Source organism: Streptomyces sp. MCA2 (assembly GCF_023544705.1).
Classification (GTDB): domain Bacteria; phylum Actinomycetota; class Actinomycetes; order Streptomycetales; family Streptomycetaceae; genus Streptomyces; species Streptomyces decoyicus.
Window position 1 is genome coordinate 195,879 of record NZ_JAMJFM010000008.1, and the last position, 15,929, is coordinate 211,807.

General features: G+C 71.5%; 14 protein-coding genes. 9 read left to right on the forward strand and 5 right to left on the reverse strand.

All coding sequences use genetic code 11. The features are described from left to right. Positions 1-33 precede the first annotated feature (33 nt). Genes M8I34_RS09220 through M8I34_RS09240 form a run of 5 tightly spaced genes read right to left on the reverse strand, consistent with a single transcriptional unit; the run spans position 34 to position 5,702 of the window. Complete coding sequence (locus tag M8I34_RS09220) at positions 34-1,014, reverse strand: ABC transporter ATP-binding protein (RefSeq protein WP_250048748.1); 981 nt, start codon at positions 1,012-1,014, stop codon at positions 34-36. Further along, on the reverse strand, positions 1,011-2,015 hold the full coding sequence (locus M8I34_RS09225; protein ID WP_250048749.1) for an ABC transporter ATP-binding protein: 1,005 nt from the start codon (positions 2,013-2,015) through the stop codon (positions 1,011-1,013). Before M8I34_RS09225 ends, M8I34_RS09220 begins: the two co-directional genes overlap by 4 nt. Further along, positions 2,015-3,001, reverse strand: a complete 987-nt coding sequence (locus tag M8I34_RS09230) for an ABC transporter permease (protein ID WP_250048750.1) — start codon at positions 2,999-3,001, stop codon at positions 2,015-2,017. Before M8I34_RS09230 ends, M8I34_RS09225 begins: the two co-directional genes overlap by 1 nt. After that, a complete protein-coding gene (locus M8I34_RS09235; protein ID WP_250048751.1) occupies positions 2,998-3,942 on the reverse strand; it encodes an ABC transporter permease in 945 nt (314 codons plus the stop codon). Before M8I34_RS09235 ends, M8I34_RS09230 begins: the two co-directional genes overlap by 4 nt. Positions 3,943-3,956: 14 nt before the next feature. Continuing rightward, the gene (locus M8I34_RS09240) at positions 3,957-5,702 is read right to left on the reverse strand and encodes an ABC transporter substrate-binding protein (RefSeq protein WP_250048752.1); all 1,746 of its coding nucleotides are present in this window, start codon (positions 5,700-5,702) and stop codon (positions 3,957-3,959) included. A gap of 300 nt (positions 5,703-6,002) precedes the next feature. Here M8I34_RS09240 and M8I34_RS09245 point away from each other — a divergent pair, with 300 nt between their 5' ends. The 9 genes from M8I34_RS09245 to M8I34_RS09285 all read left to right on the forward strand — a co-directional run. Then, complete coding sequence (locus M8I34_RS09245) at positions 6,003-7,157, forward strand: FAD-binding oxidoreductase (RefSeq protein WP_250048753.1); 1,155 nt, start codon at positions 6,003-6,005, stop codon at positions 7,155-7,157. 53 nt (positions 7,158-7,210) lie between these two features. Continuing rightward, positions 7,211-7,525: a (2Fe-2S)-binding protein gene (locus tag M8I34_RS09250; RefSeq protein WP_030075133.1), complete on the forward strand. Its 315-nt coding sequence runs from the start codon at positions 7,211-7,213 to the stop codon at positions 7,523-7,525. Next, positions 7,506-9,035, forward strand: a complete 1,530-nt coding sequence (locus tag M8I34_RS09255) for an NAD(P)/FAD-dependent oxidoreductase (protein ID WP_250048754.1) — start codon at positions 7,506-7,508, stop codon at positions 9,033-9,035. The genes M8I34_RS09250 and M8I34_RS09255 overlap by 20 nt, the downstream gene beginning before the upstream one ends. An 84-nt stretch (positions 9,036-9,119) precedes the next feature. Beyond that, on the forward strand, positions 9,120-10,028 hold the full coding sequence (locus M8I34_RS09260) for a dihydrodipicolinate synthase family protein (protein ID WP_250048755.1): 909 nt from the start codon (positions 9,120-9,122) through the stop codon (positions 10,026-10,028). 24 nt (positions 10,029-10,052) lie between these two features. After that, complete coding sequence (locus tag M8I34_RS09265) at positions 10,053-11,057, forward strand: proline racemase family protein (RefSeq protein WP_250048756.1); 1,005 nt, start codon at positions 10,053-10,055, stop codon at positions 11,055-11,057. Further along, positions 11,054-12,436 (forward strand): aldehyde dehydrogenase family protein, encoded by a 1,383-nt coding sequence (locus M8I34_RS09270; protein ID WP_250048757.1) that lies wholly within the window; start codon positions 11,054-11,056, stop codon positions 12,434-12,436. Before M8I34_RS09265 ends, M8I34_RS09270 begins: the two co-directional genes overlap by 4 nt. A 46-nt stretch (positions 12,437-12,482) precedes the next feature. Beyond that, entirely contained in the window at positions 12,483-13,208 is a 726-nt protein-coding gene (locus tag M8I34_RS09275; RefSeq protein ID WP_250048771.1) for a GntR family transcriptional regulator, read from the forward strand. 200 nt (positions 13,209-13,408) lie between these two features. Continuing rightward, positions 13,409-14,674: an alpha/beta fold hydrolase gene (locus tag M8I34_RS09280; RefSeq protein ID WP_250048758.1), complete on the forward strand. Its 1,266-nt coding sequence runs from the start codon at positions 13,409-13,411 to the stop codon at positions 14,672-14,674. A 65-nt stretch (positions 14,675-14,739) separates the two neighbouring features. Then, positions 14,740-15,929 (forward strand): M6 family metalloprotease domain-containing protein (locus M8I34_RS09285; protein ID WP_250048772.1); only part of this gene is annotated, 1,190 nt, incomplete at its 3' end.

Here is a 15,929-nt window from a genome sequence, read left to right on the forward strand (position 1 = left end):
GGTTCCTGGGCGGGAGCCGGGGCATGGCCGTGCTCAGGCCGTTTCGGGGAAATGGCACGCCACCTGCCGCGCCGGGCCCGGTGCCGTCTTCCGCAGGGAGGGTGCCTCGGTGCGGCAGATCTCCTGGGCCTTGGGGCAGCGAGGGTGGAAGGTGCAGCCGGGTGGGGGAGCGGCCGGGCTGGGCGGGTCCCCGAGCAGGGTGATCCGCTCCCGGCCCCGTTCGGCGGCCGGGTCGGGCAGCGGGACGGCGGACAGCAGCGCGCATGTGTAGGGGTGCGTCGGGGCGGTGTAGACCTCTTCCTTCGCTCCGATCTCGACGATCCGGCCCAGGTACATCACGGCAACCCGGTCGCACACCCGCTTGACGACGGACAGGTCGTGGGCGATGAAGAGGTAGGCCAGGCCGAGTTCGCGCTGGAGCCGCTCCATCAGGTTGACGATCTGGGCCTGGACGGAGACGTCGAGCGCGGAGACCGGCTCGTCGGCGATGACGAGGCGGGGGCCGGTGGCCAGGGCGCGGGCGATGCCGATGCGCTGGGCCTGGCCGCCGGAGAATTCGTGCGGATAGCGGTCGATGTGCTCGGGGATGAGCCCCACCAGCTCCATCAGCTCAGCGGCACGCTTGCGGGCGCCCGCTGCCGAACTGCCCTGGACGAGCAGCGGATCGGAGATGACCCGGGCCACCGTCTGGCGCGGATTGAGCGAGGAGTGCGGGTCCTGGAAGACCATCTGCAGGTCCTTGCGGAGCGGCTTGAGTATCCGCTGCGACAGATGGCTGATGTCCCGTCCGTCGTACGTGACGGAGCCGGCGGTGGGTTCCAGGAGCCGGACGATCGTGCGTCCGGTGGTGGACTTGCCGCAGCCGGACTCGCCGACGAGGCCCAGCGTCTCACCCTCCGCCACGTGGAAGGTGATGCCGTCGACGGCCCGGACCGGCGCGGATCGCTTCCTCCCGGGGAACGTCACCGTCAAGTTCTGTACGGACAACAGGGGTTCGGTGGTCGTGGTGGTCATGGAGCCATGCCTCCGTACGCGGGGAAGTGACAGGCGGCCGGATGCCCGGTCGGGCCGTCGAGGAGGGGGAGTTCGCTCTCGCATCGGGAGCGCTCCTCGGCGGGGGCGTCGGCCGGCCGGGGGCAGCGGGGCGCGAACGCGCAGCCGGGGGCCGGGGTGAGCAGGGACGGCGGGCTGCCGGGGATCACCCGCAGCGGTTCCTCGTCGCTGTCGTCGAGACGGGGAAGGGAGTCGAGGAGGGCGCCGGTGTAGGGGTGGGCCGGTTCCGCGAACAGGGTGTCCACAGGGGCCCGTTCGACGCCTCTTCCCCCGTACATCACGAGAACGTCGTGGGCGACCCGGGCGACCACTCCCAGATCGTGCGTGATCATGATGACGGCCAGTCCCCGCTCCTCCTGGAGCCGGGCGATGAGCTCCAGGATCTGCGCCTGGACGGTGACGTCCAGGGCGGTGGTCGGCTCGTCCGCGATGAGCAGCTCGGGTTCGCAGGCCAGGGCCATCGCGATCATCACACGCTGGCGCATGCCGCCGGAGAACTGATGCGGGTACTCCCGCGCCCGGCGCCGCGGTTCGGGGATACCGACCTCGCCCAGCGCTTCCACGGCCCGCTCGCGGGCGGCCCTTCTGCCGCTGCCGAAGTGCACGCGGTGGTGCTCGGCTATCTGTTCGCCCACGGTGTAGTACGGGTGGAGGCTGGAGAGCGGGTCCTGGAAGATCATCGCCATCTTCCGGCCGCGCAGCCGGTTCAGGTCGCGCTCCGGCAGGCCCGTCAGCTCCCGGCCGCCCAGGGTGATGGAGCCGGTGACCGAAGCGCCGGTGTGCAGCCCCATCACCGCCAGGGAGGTGACGGACTTGCCGGAGCCGGACTCGCCGACGATGCCGAGGGTTCGTCCCCGGTGCACCTCGAAGCCGAGGCCGTCCACGGCCCGTACCGGGCCGCGCGGGGTGGGGAAGGTGACCGTCAACTCCCTGACCGAGAGCACGGGTTCGCGAGCGCTCATCAGTACCTCACTCGGGGATCGACGACGGCGTAGAGCAGATCGACGGCCAGGTTGGCGACGACGATGAAGGTGGCGGCCAGCAGCGTCACTCCGAGGATCACCGGCTGGTCGCCGCTGGAGAGTGCTCCGTAGAAGAGCCGCCCGATGCCGGGGAGCCCGAAGATGGACTCGGTGATCACCGCGCCGGCGAGCAGTCCGCCCAGATCCATGCCGAAGATGGTCAGGACCGGGGTCATACCGGCCCGCAGCCCGTGTTTGACCACGACCGTCCGGCGCGGCAGGCCCTTGGCACGGGCGGTGCGGATGTACGGCTCCGCCATCGTCTCGATCATCGAACTGCGGCTCTGTCGTGCGTACATCGCCGCGTACAGGATGGCCAGCGCCAGCCAGGGCAGCAGCAGGTTCGACGCCCAGTCGAGCGGGTTGTCGCCGAACGGCACGTACTGCGGGTAGGGCAGCAGGCCCGCGAACCGGATCACCCCGTAGATCAGCATCATCGAGGTGAAGTAGACCGGCAGCGAAGCGGCGGCCACCGCGCCCACCATGAGGGCGCGGTCGGTGAGGGTGTCCTTGCGCAGGGCCGCGGCGACCCCCGCGGACAGCCCGAGGACCAGCCAGATCACCGCGGCGCCGAAGGCCAGCGAGGCGGAGACCGGAAGACGGTCCATCAACAGGTCCCAGACCGCTTCGCTGTTCTCGTAGGAGTAGCCCAGGCACGGGAAGGGGCAGTGCAGCTCGTACTGGCCCGTGCCCATGGTGCGGCCGGTGAAGATGCCGGTGACGAAGTCGGCGAACTGCCGCCACAGGGGCTGGTCGAGGCCCATGTGCTCACGGATCGCCGCCAGCCGCTCGGTACTGCACGACTTGCCGCAGGCCGCGGCCGCCGGGTCGGACGGCAGGACGTAGAAGATGGTGAAGGTGATGGCGGCGATGGCGATCAGGACGCCGATGACGCCGAGTATCCGGCGCCCGAGGTAGAGGGTCATGTGCGGCTTCCCCTCGGGTCCAGGACGTCCCGCAGCGCGTCGCCGAGCAGCGTGAACGCGAGCACGGCGAGGAAAAGGCAGGCGCTGGGGATGACGAAGTACATGGGGTCGGTGTCGTAGAAGGCGACGCTCTCGGCGATCATCTGGCCCCAGGAGGGGGTGGGCGGGCGAACGCCCACGCCCAGATAGCTCAGGGCCGCCTCGGTGGCGATCATCCCGGGGATGATCAGGGTGGTGTAGGCGATGACGGGTCCGGCGACGCCCGGGAGGATGTCGCGGGTGAGCACCCGCCAGGGGCCGGCCCCGCCGACACGGGCGGCGTCGACATACTCGCGATGCTTGAGCGAGAGCGTCTGGCCGCGTACCACGCGGGCGATGCCGGGCCAGCCGAAGAGCCCGATCACGGCGGTCATCAGCACGATCCGGTTGACGTCCCGGGCCACCGACATCATCGCGATCATGAAGATGAGGGACGGGAAGGACATGATGAGGTCCATCAGCCGGGAGAGCACCGCGTCGGTGCGGCCGCCGAAGTAGCCGGCCGCGATCCCGGCCGCCGTTCCGGCGACGACGACGATCGCGGTGGCGGCGAAGGCAATGAACAGCGAGACCTGCGCGCCGTGCACGACCCGGGCGAACAGGTCGCGGCCGGTGACGGGTTCGACCCCTAGCCAGTGGTCGGCGGAGATCCCGCCGAGCGGGCCGATCGGCTGCCCGCCCAGGTAGGGGTCGACGGCGGTCTTGTCGAACTCCTCGGGTGACCAGCCGCCCAGCGTGCCGAGCAGCGGGGCGGCCGCCGCCGTGATCGCGAAGAGCACGATGACGACGAGGGAGATCTTCACGGCGGTGCGTCGGCGCAGGTGCTGCCGGGCGAGCTGCCAGGGGCCGCTGCTCGCCGGAGTGGTGTTGACGGCCGGTGCGGACATGGAGGTGGAGGCCATGGTGGGTACGCTCCTCAGCCCTCGCTCTTGGCGGGGTCCTTGAGGCCGACCGAGGCGTAGTCGAGCTGGCCGCCGAAGGAGGTCTGCCCGTACGCGCCCGCGATGTTGGTCCCCACCACCAGTGGCCACCGGCGCACCAGGACCGGTACGGCCGGGGCCTTGGCGACGATCGTGCCGTCCAGTTCCCGCCAGGCCGCGTTCGCCTTCTTGACGTCGGTCATCGCGGCGATCTCGTCCATCCGCTGCATGGTCGGCTTGTCGCGGAAGAGGGAGTGGTTGCCCGTGTTGCCCTTCTCCTTGATGTAGCGGCCGTCGAAGACGAAGGGAAGGAAGGTGGAGCCGGACGGGTAGTCCGGGCACCAGCCGGTGTACACCATGTCGGTGCGGTTGGCGGTGTCGCCGATGGTGGCGTAGAACGCGGACGGGTCGACCGTTTCGATGGTGACCTTGATACCGGCCTTGGCGAGCGACTGCTGGATCGCCTCGGCCCGCCCCTTGTCCCCGTTGGAGACCGTCATCTTGGTGGTGAAGCCGTTCGGCTTCCCGGCCTCCTTCAGCAGCTGCTTGGCCCGGTCCGCATCCCCGGTGGCGGGGATCTTCAAGGTGTCCGGCTGCTTGCCGCCGAACAGGGTTGCGGGCATGTAGGCGTGGGACACGTCGTTGAAGGCGGGGCCGCCGGAGGAAGTGATCACGGCCTCTCTGTCGAGGGCGTACTGCACGGCCTGACGGACCTTCACGTTGTCGAAGGGGGCCCGCCCGGTGTGCATCTGCACCATGTCGGTGCAGTTGGTCGACTCGGCCAGCAGCCGCTCGCGCACCTCGGCCCTGGGCAGGACCTTGGCCGCGCTCTCCGGCCGCAGCGCGGACCACGGGACGGTGGAGGCGTCCGCGCCCTGGCCGGCGATCATCCGGTCGTCGATCTGGTTGGGCTTGAGCCCCATCACCATGACCAGCTTGTCCGGGTAGGCCTTGCGTATCTCATCGGTCTTGGGGTCCCAGTGACGGTTGCGGACCAGGATCAGCTTCTTGTTGCGCTGATACGTCTCGATCTTGTACGGGCCTGAGGAAAACGGCCGGTTGTCGTAGCGGGGCCCGTTGTCCTTCGCCTTCGGCACCGGGGCGAAGGTGGGCATCACCGTCGCGTTGGGGAACTCGGCGAAGGGCGTGCGCAGTTCGAAGACGATCGTCGTGTCGTTCGGCGTCCTGACGGAATCCAGGTGCTCACCCTTGGCCGGGCCGCCGTAGCCCTCGGCGCCCTTGAGGTAGCGGGCCGCGTAGTCGGCGCCGCCGGGCAGGTCCGGGGAGAAGGACCGCTCCACGTTGTACTTGATGTCCTGGGCGGTGACCGGCGTTCCGTCCTCGTACTTGATCCCCGGTTTGAGGTGGAAGGTCCAGGTCTTGGCGCCGTTGGAGGGCGTGCCGAGGTCGGTGGCGAGGTCGGGGGCCAGCTCGCCGCCGGCGGTTCCGGGGGCCGCCTTGTACGACACCAGGGTGCGGTAGAGCAGTCGGGTCCCGAAGTCCATGTCGTTCATGACCCAGTTGCGGGCCGGGTCGAGGTGGGTGAAGTCCTGGTTGGACAGGACGGTGAGGGTGCCGCCCTTCTGGGGCGTCCCGCCGACCGCTCGGCCGCTGTTGGCCGTTGCCGGGTTCTTGCGGCCGCGGGCGCCGTCCGCCTTCTGCCCGCCGGAGCACCCGGCTGTGCCGAACGTGAGGGCCGCCACCAGTGTGGCGGCCAGAGCTGAGCAGGTGCGCTTGTCCATGAGTGGTCACTCCGGAAGCAGTTGGACAGCCAGTGGCTGGAATGTGACCGGTAACATAGTAATGTGAAATTGCACTGACAAGGCCTCATCGACTTCGTTACCCACCCGTGCCCGAGGGGGCTGCCATGGGTGACCCCGCGGCCGCCGTCATCCGTACCGCACATCATCAACTGCCGGTCCCGGCGAAACCCGCCGCGTTCCTGGTGGAGGGCGGAACTCATCGGCACGTAAGGGCAATCGACCCGACCCAATGGATCGCGGACCCTTGGCAGAGACGGTGCAATGTGAAATATTACTGCCGTGCTCACGAGGAACTCCGCAGACGTCATCGTTGTCGGGGCCGGTGTGATCGGTGCGGCCTGCGCCTACTACGCCGCGCGGTCCGGCCTCCGCGTCACCGTGCTCGACCGCGGCCCCGTGGCGGGCGGTACGACGGGGGCCGGTGAGGGCAACCTCCTGGTCTCCGACAAGGAGCCGGGACCTGAACTCGAACTGGCCCTACTGTCCACCGGGTTGTGGCGGGAGCTGGCCGAAGAACTCCCGCCGGGCATCGAGTACGAGCCCAAAGGCGGACTGGTCGTCGCCGCCGGCGAGAGCGGAATGGCCGCACTACGGGACTTCGCGGCCGGGCAGCGCGCGGCGGGTGTCACGGCGGACGAGGTCCCGCCCGACCGCCTGCACGACCTGGAGCCCCATCTCGCCCCCGGTCTGGCGGGCGGTTTCCACTACCCCCAGGACGCGCAGGTCATGCCGGCGCTCGCCGCCGCACATCTGCTGCGCGCGGGCGGCGACCGGATCCGGCTGCGCCTCGGCGAGGAGGTCACCGGCCTGCTCACCGGCGGGAGCGGCGAGATCCGGGGAGTGCGGACGACAGCCGGGGAGCTCCACGCCCCGCACGTGGTGAACGCCGCCGGGACCTGGAGCGGCGATCTCGCCCGCCTCGCGGGCGTGGCGCTTCCCGTACGGCCCCGCCGGGGCTTCGTCCTGGTCACCGAGCCGCTGCCCCGAGTGGTACGCCGCAAGGTGTACGCGGCCGACTACGTCGCCGATGTCGCCAGTGGCTCCGCGGCGCTACAGAGTTCGGCGGTCGTCGAGGGCACCCAGGCGGGGCCGGTCCTGATCGGCGCCAGCCGGGAACGGGTCGGCTACGACCGCACGCTGTCGGTCGAAGTGCTGCGGCGCCTGGCGGCCCAGGCCACCGCACTCTTCCCGGTCCTCGCCGGGGTCCGGGCGATGCGTACATACCTCGGCTTCCGCCCGTATCTGCCGGACCACCTGCCCGCCATCGGCCCCGATCCGCGCGTCCCCGGCCTGCTGCACGCCTGCGGCCACGAAGGTGCGGGAGTCGGGCTCGCCCCCGCCACCGGACTCGCCGTCGCACGATGGCTGAGCGGCGGCGAACCGCCGCTCGACCTCACCCCGTTCCGGCCGGAACGCTTCCCTCCAGCAGCCTGAGACCGCCTGCGACCGCCGCCATCACCGCCATGCCCGCCATGAGAGGAGCACCCGTGGCCCGTACCCCCGCCGAGCTGGTCGGCGCCCAGCCCGGTCCGCCGTTCCGGATCACGTTCGACGGGCGCGCGGTGACCGCTCTGCCCGGCCAGTCCGTCGCCGCTGCCCTGTGGGCAGCCGGAATCCTGGCCTGGCGCACCACACGCAACGGCGGGCGCCCGCGGGGCGCGTTCTGCGGCATCGGGCAGTGCTACGACTGCCTCGCGACCATCAACGGAGAGCCCAACCGGCGGGCCTGCCTGGTGCCGGCCCGGCCGGGGGACGCCATCACCACTCAGGAAGGACACGGCCGTGCCGCTCTCGGCGTCTGAACCGTACGACCTCGCGGTGATCGGGGCGGGCTCCGCCGGCCTCGCCGGCGCCGTCACGGCCGGTGAGCTCGGCCTGTCCGTCGTCCTGTTGGACACCTCCACCCACACGGGCGGGCAGTTCTACCGCACGCCGGCACCCGCCCTGGGAGCCGTCCGGCCCGAAGCCCTGCACCATGACTGGTCCGCCTACGCCGACCTGCGCCGACGCCTTGCGCAGAGCGACGTCCGGCATCTTCCCGGGCACCACGTGTGGAGCGTGACCAAGGACGACGAGGCCGCCGAGGTGTGGTCCGTGCACGCCGTCACCGGGGCCGACGGCGGTGGCGAGCGCCCCGTGCGAGTACGGTGCCGCGCGGTGCTCCTGGCGACCGGCGCGTACGAACGGCAGCTGCCCTTCCCCGGGTGGACGTTGCCCGGCGTCGTGGGTGCCGGGGGAGCGCAGGCCATGCTCAAGTCCGGCCTGGTGCTGCCCGGACGGCGGGTCGTCGTCGCGGGCAGCGGCCCCCTCCTGCTCGCGGTCGCCTCCTCGCTGGCAGCCGCCGGCGCACGGGTGCCGGCCGTCGTCGAGGCGTCCGGCTATCTGCGCTACGCCCGGCACCCCCGCGCGCTGGTCACCAATCCGCACAAGGCGGCCGAGGCGCTGGTCCACGGCGCGGCGCTGCTGTGGCACCGGGTGCGGGTGCGGCTGCGCAGCGCGGTCACCGAGGTGCACGGAATCGATCGGGTGGAGGCCGTCACCGTCATGCGTCTCGATCGCGACTGGCGCCCCGTACAGGGGACGGGACGGCGGATCGACTGCGACGCGCTGGCGGTCGGACACGGCCTCGTCCCCCAGGTCGACCTGGCCACGGCGCTCGGCTGTGCCACCCGCCCGCTGCCCGACGGCACCAGGGCCCTGGCCCTGGACGGCGTCCAGGAGACCTCGGTGCGCTCGCTGTGGGCGGCGGGTGAGACCGGGGGAGTGGGTGGCGCGCAACTGGCCAGGGTAGAAGGGGAGTTGGCGGCAGTCGCTGCTGCCGCCCGGCTCCTCGGGCGCCCCGCCCACGCCGGCCGGGTCCGGGAACTCCAGCGGCGCAGGGACCGCATGCGCGCCTTCGCCGAAGTGATGACCGCGGCCCACGCGCCAGGCCCGGGGTGGGCGCACCGGCTCCCGGACGACACCGATGTGTGCCGCTGCGAGGAGGTCACCGCCGGGCGGATACGCGAGGCGGTCGAGGACCTCGGAGCGCGCGACGCACGTACCGTCAAGCTGCTGACCCGAGCCGGTATGGGCTGGTGCCAGGGCCGGATGTGCGGTCCGGCGGTGGCCTGCCTCATGGCCCGCGACCAAGCCGTCGAACCCCTGGCGGAACGCCGCCCGTTCGCCGCACCCGTCCCGCTCTCGGCGCTCGCCGCGCTCGACGACCCCGTCGTCCCCGCCGTCAACGAGCCCGGGGGCGACGCCGACGCGCCCGGAGGCCGATCCGAGACCACATCCGAGCCCGACGCCGCCCCCGACGCCGACGGATGATCCGGCGGTGACGGCCGACCTCCGGCCGAGCTCCTCGGGGCCCGTCCTAGTAAAATGTCACATACCATAGAGAGGTTTACCGGCATGACCGCCACCACGTGGAACAACGCCCGCCCCTGGCGCGGCATCATGGTCGCCACCGCCCTGCCCTTGCGTGACGATCTGTCCGTCGACCACGACGCCTACGCCGATCATGTCCGCTGGCTCCTCGACAACGGCTGCGACGGCGTGGTGCCCAACGGCTCGCTCGGCGAATACCAGACCCTCACCGACGAGGAGCGGGCCCGCGTGGTGCGGACCGCCGTCGAGGCTGCGGGCGACGGGGCACGCGTCATGCCCGGCGTCTCCGCCTACGGCAGCGGCGAAGCCCGGCGCTGGGCGGAACAGGCGGCCGACGAGGGCTGCGGCTCGGTGCTCCTGCTGCCTCCGAACGCCTACCGGGCCGGCGAGCCGGGCGTGCGCGCCCACTACGCCGAGGTGGCGCGGGCCGGGGTGCCGGTCGTCGCGTACAACAACCCCATCGACACCAAGGTCGACCTCACCCCCGCCATGCTGGCCCGGCTGCACCAGGACGGCAGCGTCGTCGCCGTCAAGGAGTTCACCGGCGACGTCCGCAGGGCGTACGAGATTGCCGAGCTCGCCCCGGAACTCGATCTGCTGATCGGCGCCGACGACGTGCTGCTCGAACTCGCCGTCGCCGGTGCCGTCGGCTGGATCGCCGGATACCCCAACGCCTTCCCCGCCGGCTGCGCCACGCTGTACCACGCCGCTGTCGCGGGCGACCTGGAGACGGCCCGCCCGCTCTACAAGTCCCTGCACTCCCTGCTGCGCTGGGACTCCAGGACGGAGTTCGTCCAGGCCATCAAGCTGTCCATGGACCTCGTCGGCCGACGCGGCGGGCCCACCCGCCCGCCGCGCTCCCCGCTCACCGCGGAGACCGAGTCGGCCGTGCGGGCCGCCACCGAGAAGGCCGTCGCCGACGGCCACCGCTGACCACACCCCACGGAAAGGAAGCCCGTGCGTACCCGTCACGTCTTCCACGCCGTCGACTCACACACCGAGGGCATGCCCACCCGCGTCATCACCGGTGGCGTCGGCGTCATCCCCGGCGCCACCATGGCCGAGCGACGGATGTACTTCATCGAGCACATGGACCACCTCCGGACGCTCCTGATGTACGAGCCGCGCGGCCATGCCGCCATGAGCGGCGCCATCCTCCAGCCGCCCACCCGCCCCGACGCCGACCACGGCGTCCTCTACATCGAGGTCTCCGGACTGCTCCCGATGTGCGGGCACGGCACGATCGGGGTCGCCACCGTCCTGGTCGAGACGGGCATGGTGCCGGTGACCGAACCGGTCACCACCGTCCGGCTCGACACTCCGGCGGGGCTGGTGACCGTCGACGTACGGGTCGCGGACGGCGCGGCCGAATCGGTGACGCTCACCAACGTGCCGGCGTTCTGCGCCGCGCTGGACAGCAAGGTGACCGTGCCCGGATACGGCACGGTCACCTACGACCTCGCGTTCGGCGGCAACTTCTACGCCATCGTCGAGCTCGACGCGCTGGGGCTGCCGTTCGACCGTGCGCGCAAGGACGACCTGCTGGCCGCCGGGCTCGCCGTCATGGACGCGATCAACGCCTCGCCCCAGCGGCCCGTGCACCCCGAGCAGCCGGAGATCGCCGGAGTCAAACACGTCTACCTCGCCGCTCCCGGCTCCGGCGCCCGCCACTCGCGGCACGCGATGGCCATCCACCCCGGCTGGTTCGACCGCTCCCCGTGCGGCACGGGCACCTCGGCCCGGATGGCCCAGCTGTACGCACGCGGCCAACTGCCCCTCGGCCAGGACTTCCTCAACGAGTCCTTCATCGGCACCCGCTTCACCGGGCGCCTGATCGAGAAGACCACCGTCGGCTCGCTGCCCGCCGTCGTGCCGACCGTCACCGGACGCGCCTGGATCACCGGCACCGCCCAGTACTTCCTCGACCCGGCCGACCCCTTCCCCGGAGGCTTCCTCCTGTGACCGACACCCTCTCCCTGATCACCTCGTACAACCCGGCCGATCCGTCCGACGTACTGCTCCAGATCCCGGCGCCCGGCGCCTTCGCGTCGATCGAGGCCGTGGAGCGGGCCCGCGACGCCCAGCCCGGATGGCTGCTCGGCGGGGCGGCCGCTCGCTCGACCGCCCTCGGTGCGGTTGCCGCCGCCATCGATACGGCAGGTGCCGAGCTGGCCGAGCTCGCCGTCCGTGAGGTGGGCAAGCCCCTCACCGAAGCCCGTGCCGAGGTCGCACGCACCGCCGCGATCTGGCGCTACTACGCCCAGGCCCCGTACGAACCCGTCGGGGCCGTCCACGAGACCGCAGCGGGCCCCGGCCTGCTGTTCACCCGCCGCCGCCCGCACGGCGTGGCCGGACTGATCACGCCCTGGAACTTCCCCTTCGCCATTCCGAGCTGGAAGGCCGCCCCGGCGCTCGCGGCCGGCAACGCGGTGGTCCTCAAGCCCGCACCCGAGGCCACCGCCTGTGCGCGGCGCCTGGCAGAGATCGCCCAACGAGCCCTGCCGGAAGGGGTGTTCACGGCGCTGCCCGGCGGAGCGCCGGAGGGCGGCGCGCTCGTCTCCGCCGCCGACGTCGTCTCCTTCACCGGCTCGACCGTCGTCGGCCGTGCCGTGGTCCGCGACGCCACGGCCCGGGGCATTCCGGTCCAGGCCGAGATGGGCGGCCTGAACGCGGCGATCGTCCTCCCGGACGCCGACATCGAGCAGGCCGCGGCCCACATCGCCGCCGCGATCGCCGGCTACGCGGGCCAGAAGTGCACCGCCACCAGCCGCGTCGTCGCGGTCGGGGCGGCCCTCGGCCCCCTGCGCGAAGCGCTCTGCGAAGCCCTGCGGGCGATCCCGGTCGGGGACCCGGCCGATGCGGCGACCGTGAGCGGGCCGCTCATCGACGAGTGCGCCCGCGACCGGGCCGCTGACGCCTGGCACGGCCTGGATGTGCTGACCGGCGGCACCGTGCCCGACGGTCCCGGCTGGTACGCGGCCCCGACGCTGGTCGAGAACGTCCCCGCGGGCCATGGCCTCCTGCACGAGGAGGTCTTCGGCCCGATCGCGGCCCTGCTGCCCGCCGACGACGTGGCGCACGCCGTACGCCTCACCAATTCCGTGCCGTACGGCCTGGTCAGCTCGGTCCACACCGCCGATCTGGACGCGGCGCTGTGCGGACTCGACGGGCTCGACACCGGAATGATCCGGATCAACGCACCGTCCACCGGCGTCGACTTCCACCTGCCGTTCGGCGGCGCCAAGGCATCCAGCCTCGGGCCGCGCGAACAGGGCAGGGCAGCGCTGGAGTTCTACACCGCCGGCCGGACCTATTCTCTGTCGCCCACCAGGGCAACGTGACATTGTACAGTGGTGGTCCATGCCGGACCGAAGGGATCACGACCCCATGGGGCACCTGAAGCACCGCGACCTCAACGTCGGCCGGGAGCGGCTGCGCGACCAGGTGAGCAATGCCCTGCGGGCCGCCCTGATCTCCGGCGAGCTGCGCCCGGGCGAGGTGTATTCGGCGCCCGCACTCGCCGAGGACTTCGGCATCTCCGCCACCCCGGTACGTGAAGCGATGCTCGACCTGGTCCGTGAGGGCCTGGCCGAGCCCGTCCGCAACAAGGGCTTCAGGATCACCGAGGTCAGCGAGCGCGACCTCGACCAGTACACCGAGATCCGTGGGCTGATCGAGATCCCCATGGTCGGCCGGATCACCCGCAGCGCCACCCGCGAGCAGTTGGAGGCGCTGCGCCCGGTCGCCGAGGAGATCGTGCGGGCGGCCCGCGCCCACGACCTCATCGGCTACCTGGAGGCCGACCGGCAGTTCCACCTCTCGCTGCTGGCGCTCTCCGGCAACGACCGCCTGGTCGAAACCGTCGGCGACCTGCGCAAGCGCTCCCGGCTCTACGGGCTCATCGCCCTGGACGAGCGCGGCGAACTGATCCCCTCGGCCGAGGAACACCTGGAGCTGCTCGACCTGATGCTCGCCGGCGACGCCAAGCGGGCGGAGAAGTGCATGGCCGAGCACCTGGGCCATGTCCGCTCCCTGTGGGCCGACGGCGGCAGCAGCTCTTCCTCGGCCGGTGGCAAGGGAGCGGCGCGGCGTACCGGGAAGCGGTCCGGCTGAGGTTCTGAGGCGTCGAGGCGGGGCGGGCTCCCATAACGCCGTGCTATGCCCAAGTAAGAGCTCCTCGGAAGCGGACAGCTGATGCACGCTGACGTATGCGCCCGTATGCAATGTCACACCTCATCCATGGCTCCCGACCCGCAACCTCTCGCTCGCCGTGCCGTGCCATGCCTCGCCGTGCCTCGCTGTGAAAGGGCCCCATGAACCCCGCGTACGCCACCACCGACCACGTCTTCACCGTCCCGCTGGACCACCGCCGTCCGGACGGCCCGACCCTCCAGGTCTTCGCGCGCGAGGTCGTCGACCCGGCTCACGCCGATGACCAACTGCCCTGGCTGCTCTACTTGCAGGGCGGCCCGGGCGGCAAGGCGCCCCGCCCTTCGGCAGGTTCGCCGGGATGGCTGCCGCACGCGCTGAAGACCCACCGGGTATTGCTCCTCGACCAGCGCGGTACCGGACGCTCCACCCCGCTCACCGCGCGGATGGCCTCCCGGTTCGCCTCCGCCTCCCAACTGGCCGCACATCTGGCCCACTTCCGCGCCGACTCGATCGTGGCCGACGCAGAACTGATACGCCGGCAACTGGGCAACGACGAACCCTGGGAGACACTCGGCCAGAGCTACGGCGGCTTCATCACCCTCACCTATCTCTCCCTGGCCCCCGACGGCCTGCGAGCCTGCTACGTCACCGGCGGCCTGCCCGGACTCACCGCGACCGCCGACGACGTGTACGCCCGCACCTACCCCCGTGTACGTGACCGGGTCCTCGACTTCTACGCCCGCTACCCCGACGACGCCCCTCGCCTCCGCAAGATCGCCGACCACCTCGCATCCGATGACATCCGCCTGCCCGGCGGCGACCGCCTCACCGCCCGCCGTCTGCGCACCCTCGGCCTCGCCCTCGGCATGGGCGACGGCTTCGAGCGCATCCACTGGCTGCTCGACGAATCCCTGGACAGCGACGGCGAGTTGACCGACACCTTCCGTCATCAGGTCGAGTCGCTGACCGGCTTCACCGACAACCCGCTGTTCGCCGTCATGCAGGAGACCCTCTACGGGCAGGGCGCCGGGCCGGCCGGCTGGGCGGCCGACCGGGCCCTCACCGCCTTCCCCGAGTTCGCCGAGGAAGCAGACCCCCTCCTCTTCACCGGGGAAATGATCTATCCCTGGATGTTCCGGGAGATTGCGGGCCTGCGCCCCTTCGCGGACGCCGCGGACCTTCTGTCCCAGCGCACCGACTGGCCCCCGCTCTACGACCCCCAACGCCTCGCCGCCAACCAGGTCCCCGTCGCCGCGGCCGTCTACCACGACGACATGTACGTCGACGCGGAACTCTCCCTGCGCACCGCTCGTGAGGTCGGCGCCACCCACGTCTGGGTCACCAACGAGTGGGAGCACGACGGCATCACCGCCTCGAACGGCCACGTCCTCGCCCGTCTGATGGACCTGGCCGCAGGCCGCGCGTGAGCCGAACGCCCTCCGCCCCCGCCCCAAGCCGTCCCCTCCGATCCGACGGGAGTGACATGCCCGGCCTGTCCGTCTCACCGAGCCGTCTGCGCCGTTGCGTGGCGGCCCTCACCCTCGCCTCCTGCCTCGCCGCCCCCACGACGGTGAACGCGGCCTCCTCGCCTTCAGCCCACCGGCCTCCGTCTCCCGCCGCCGCGTGCGCGCTGCCCGGAAAGACGGGCTGGACCGACGAAGGCCACGACACCGACCGCGTCCAGTTCCAGCCCACCACCGGAACCCGGCGGGTCCTGACGCTGTTCGTGGACTTCTCCGACGCCGAGGCCACCGGCTCCACAGCGGAGTATGCGGCTCAACTTGCCCCCGTCGCCGACTGGATGCGCACGGCCGGCTACGGCCGCACCCGCCTCGCCCTCACCTCCCTGCACCGCTGGATCCGCATGCCGGCGGCCTCGGACTCGTACGGCTTCGAGCGCGGCCTCACTTTCGAGACACACGAGAAGTACGTACGCGACGCAATCACCGCCGCCGACCCGTACGCGGACTTCTCCCGCTACGACATGGTCTACGTCGTCCCCACCAGGACGGCGTCCGCGATCTCCTTCTCCCCGACCTACCTCTACGACCCCACCAGGTCCGGGGTGACCGCCGACGGCACCCGCACCAAGTGGGCCGTCACCTTCGGCCAGGACCTGTGGCGCTGGGGCCCCAAGGTCGCCGCCCACGAGACCGGCCACACCTTCGGTCTGCCCGACCTGTACTCCTTCACCGGCCCCACGCACCAGTACGTCGGCGGCTGGGACGTCATGGGCAACATTGCCGGCCCCACGCCCCAGTACCTGGGCTGGCATTCCTGGAAACTCGGCTGGACCCGCGATGCCCAAGTCACCTGCCTGGCCGCCCCCGGTCGCCGCACCGTGCGCCTGACCCCGGTGGAACGGCGCCATGGCACCAAGATCGCCGTACTGCGCACCAGCGAGACAACGGCGTACGTCGCGGAGTCCCGCCGGGCCGAGGGCAACGACCGGGACGCGTGCTCGGTCGGCGTGCTCATCTACAAGGTCAACTCCGCCACCCCGACCGGCCAGGGACCGGTCCGGGTCATGAACGGCAACCCCACCGCGACCCCGCCCACCGGCTGCACCGGACTCGACCTGGCGGCGTACCGACCCGGCCAGACCTTCACAGACCCGGACAGCGGCGTCCGTATCGACGTTCTCGCGAGTGACGGAACGGGGGATGTGGTGCGGCTCGGCAT

Excerpts from the sequence above, each read along its gene's own strand:
- M8I34_RS09220 (WP_250048748.1), bottom strand. The coding sequence starts at position 1,014 with ATGACCACCACGACCACCGAACCCCTGTTGTCCGTACAGAACTTGACG.
- M8I34_RS09225 (WP_250048749.1), bottom strand. The coding sequence starts at position 2,015 with ATGAGCGCTCGCGAACCCGTGCTCTCGGTCAGGGAGTTGACGGTCACC.
- M8I34_RS09230 (WP_250048750.1), bottom strand. The coding sequence starts at position 3,001 with ATGACCCTCTACCTCGGGCGCCGGATACTCGGCGTCATCGGCGTCCTG.
- M8I34_RS09235 (WP_250048751.1), bottom strand. The coding sequence starts at position 3,942 with ATGGCCTCCACCTCCATGTCCGCACCGGCCGTCAACACCACTCCGGCG.
- M8I34_RS09240 (WP_250048752.1), bottom strand. The coding sequence starts at position 5,702 with ATGGACAAGCGCACCTGCTCAGCTCTGGCCGCCACACTGGTGGCGGCC.
- M8I34_RS09260 (WP_250048755.1), top strand. The coding sequence starts at position 9,120 with ATGACCGCCACCACGTGGAACAACGCCCGCCCCTGGCGCGGCATCATG.
- M8I34_RS09275 (WP_250048771.1), top strand. The coding sequence starts at position 12,483 with ATGGGGCACCTGAAGCACCGCGACCTCAACGTCGGCCGGGAGCGGCTG.
- M8I34_RS09280 (WP_250048758.1), top strand. The coding sequence starts at position 13,409 with ATGAACCCCGCGTACGCCACCACCGACCACGTCTTCACCGTCCCGCTG.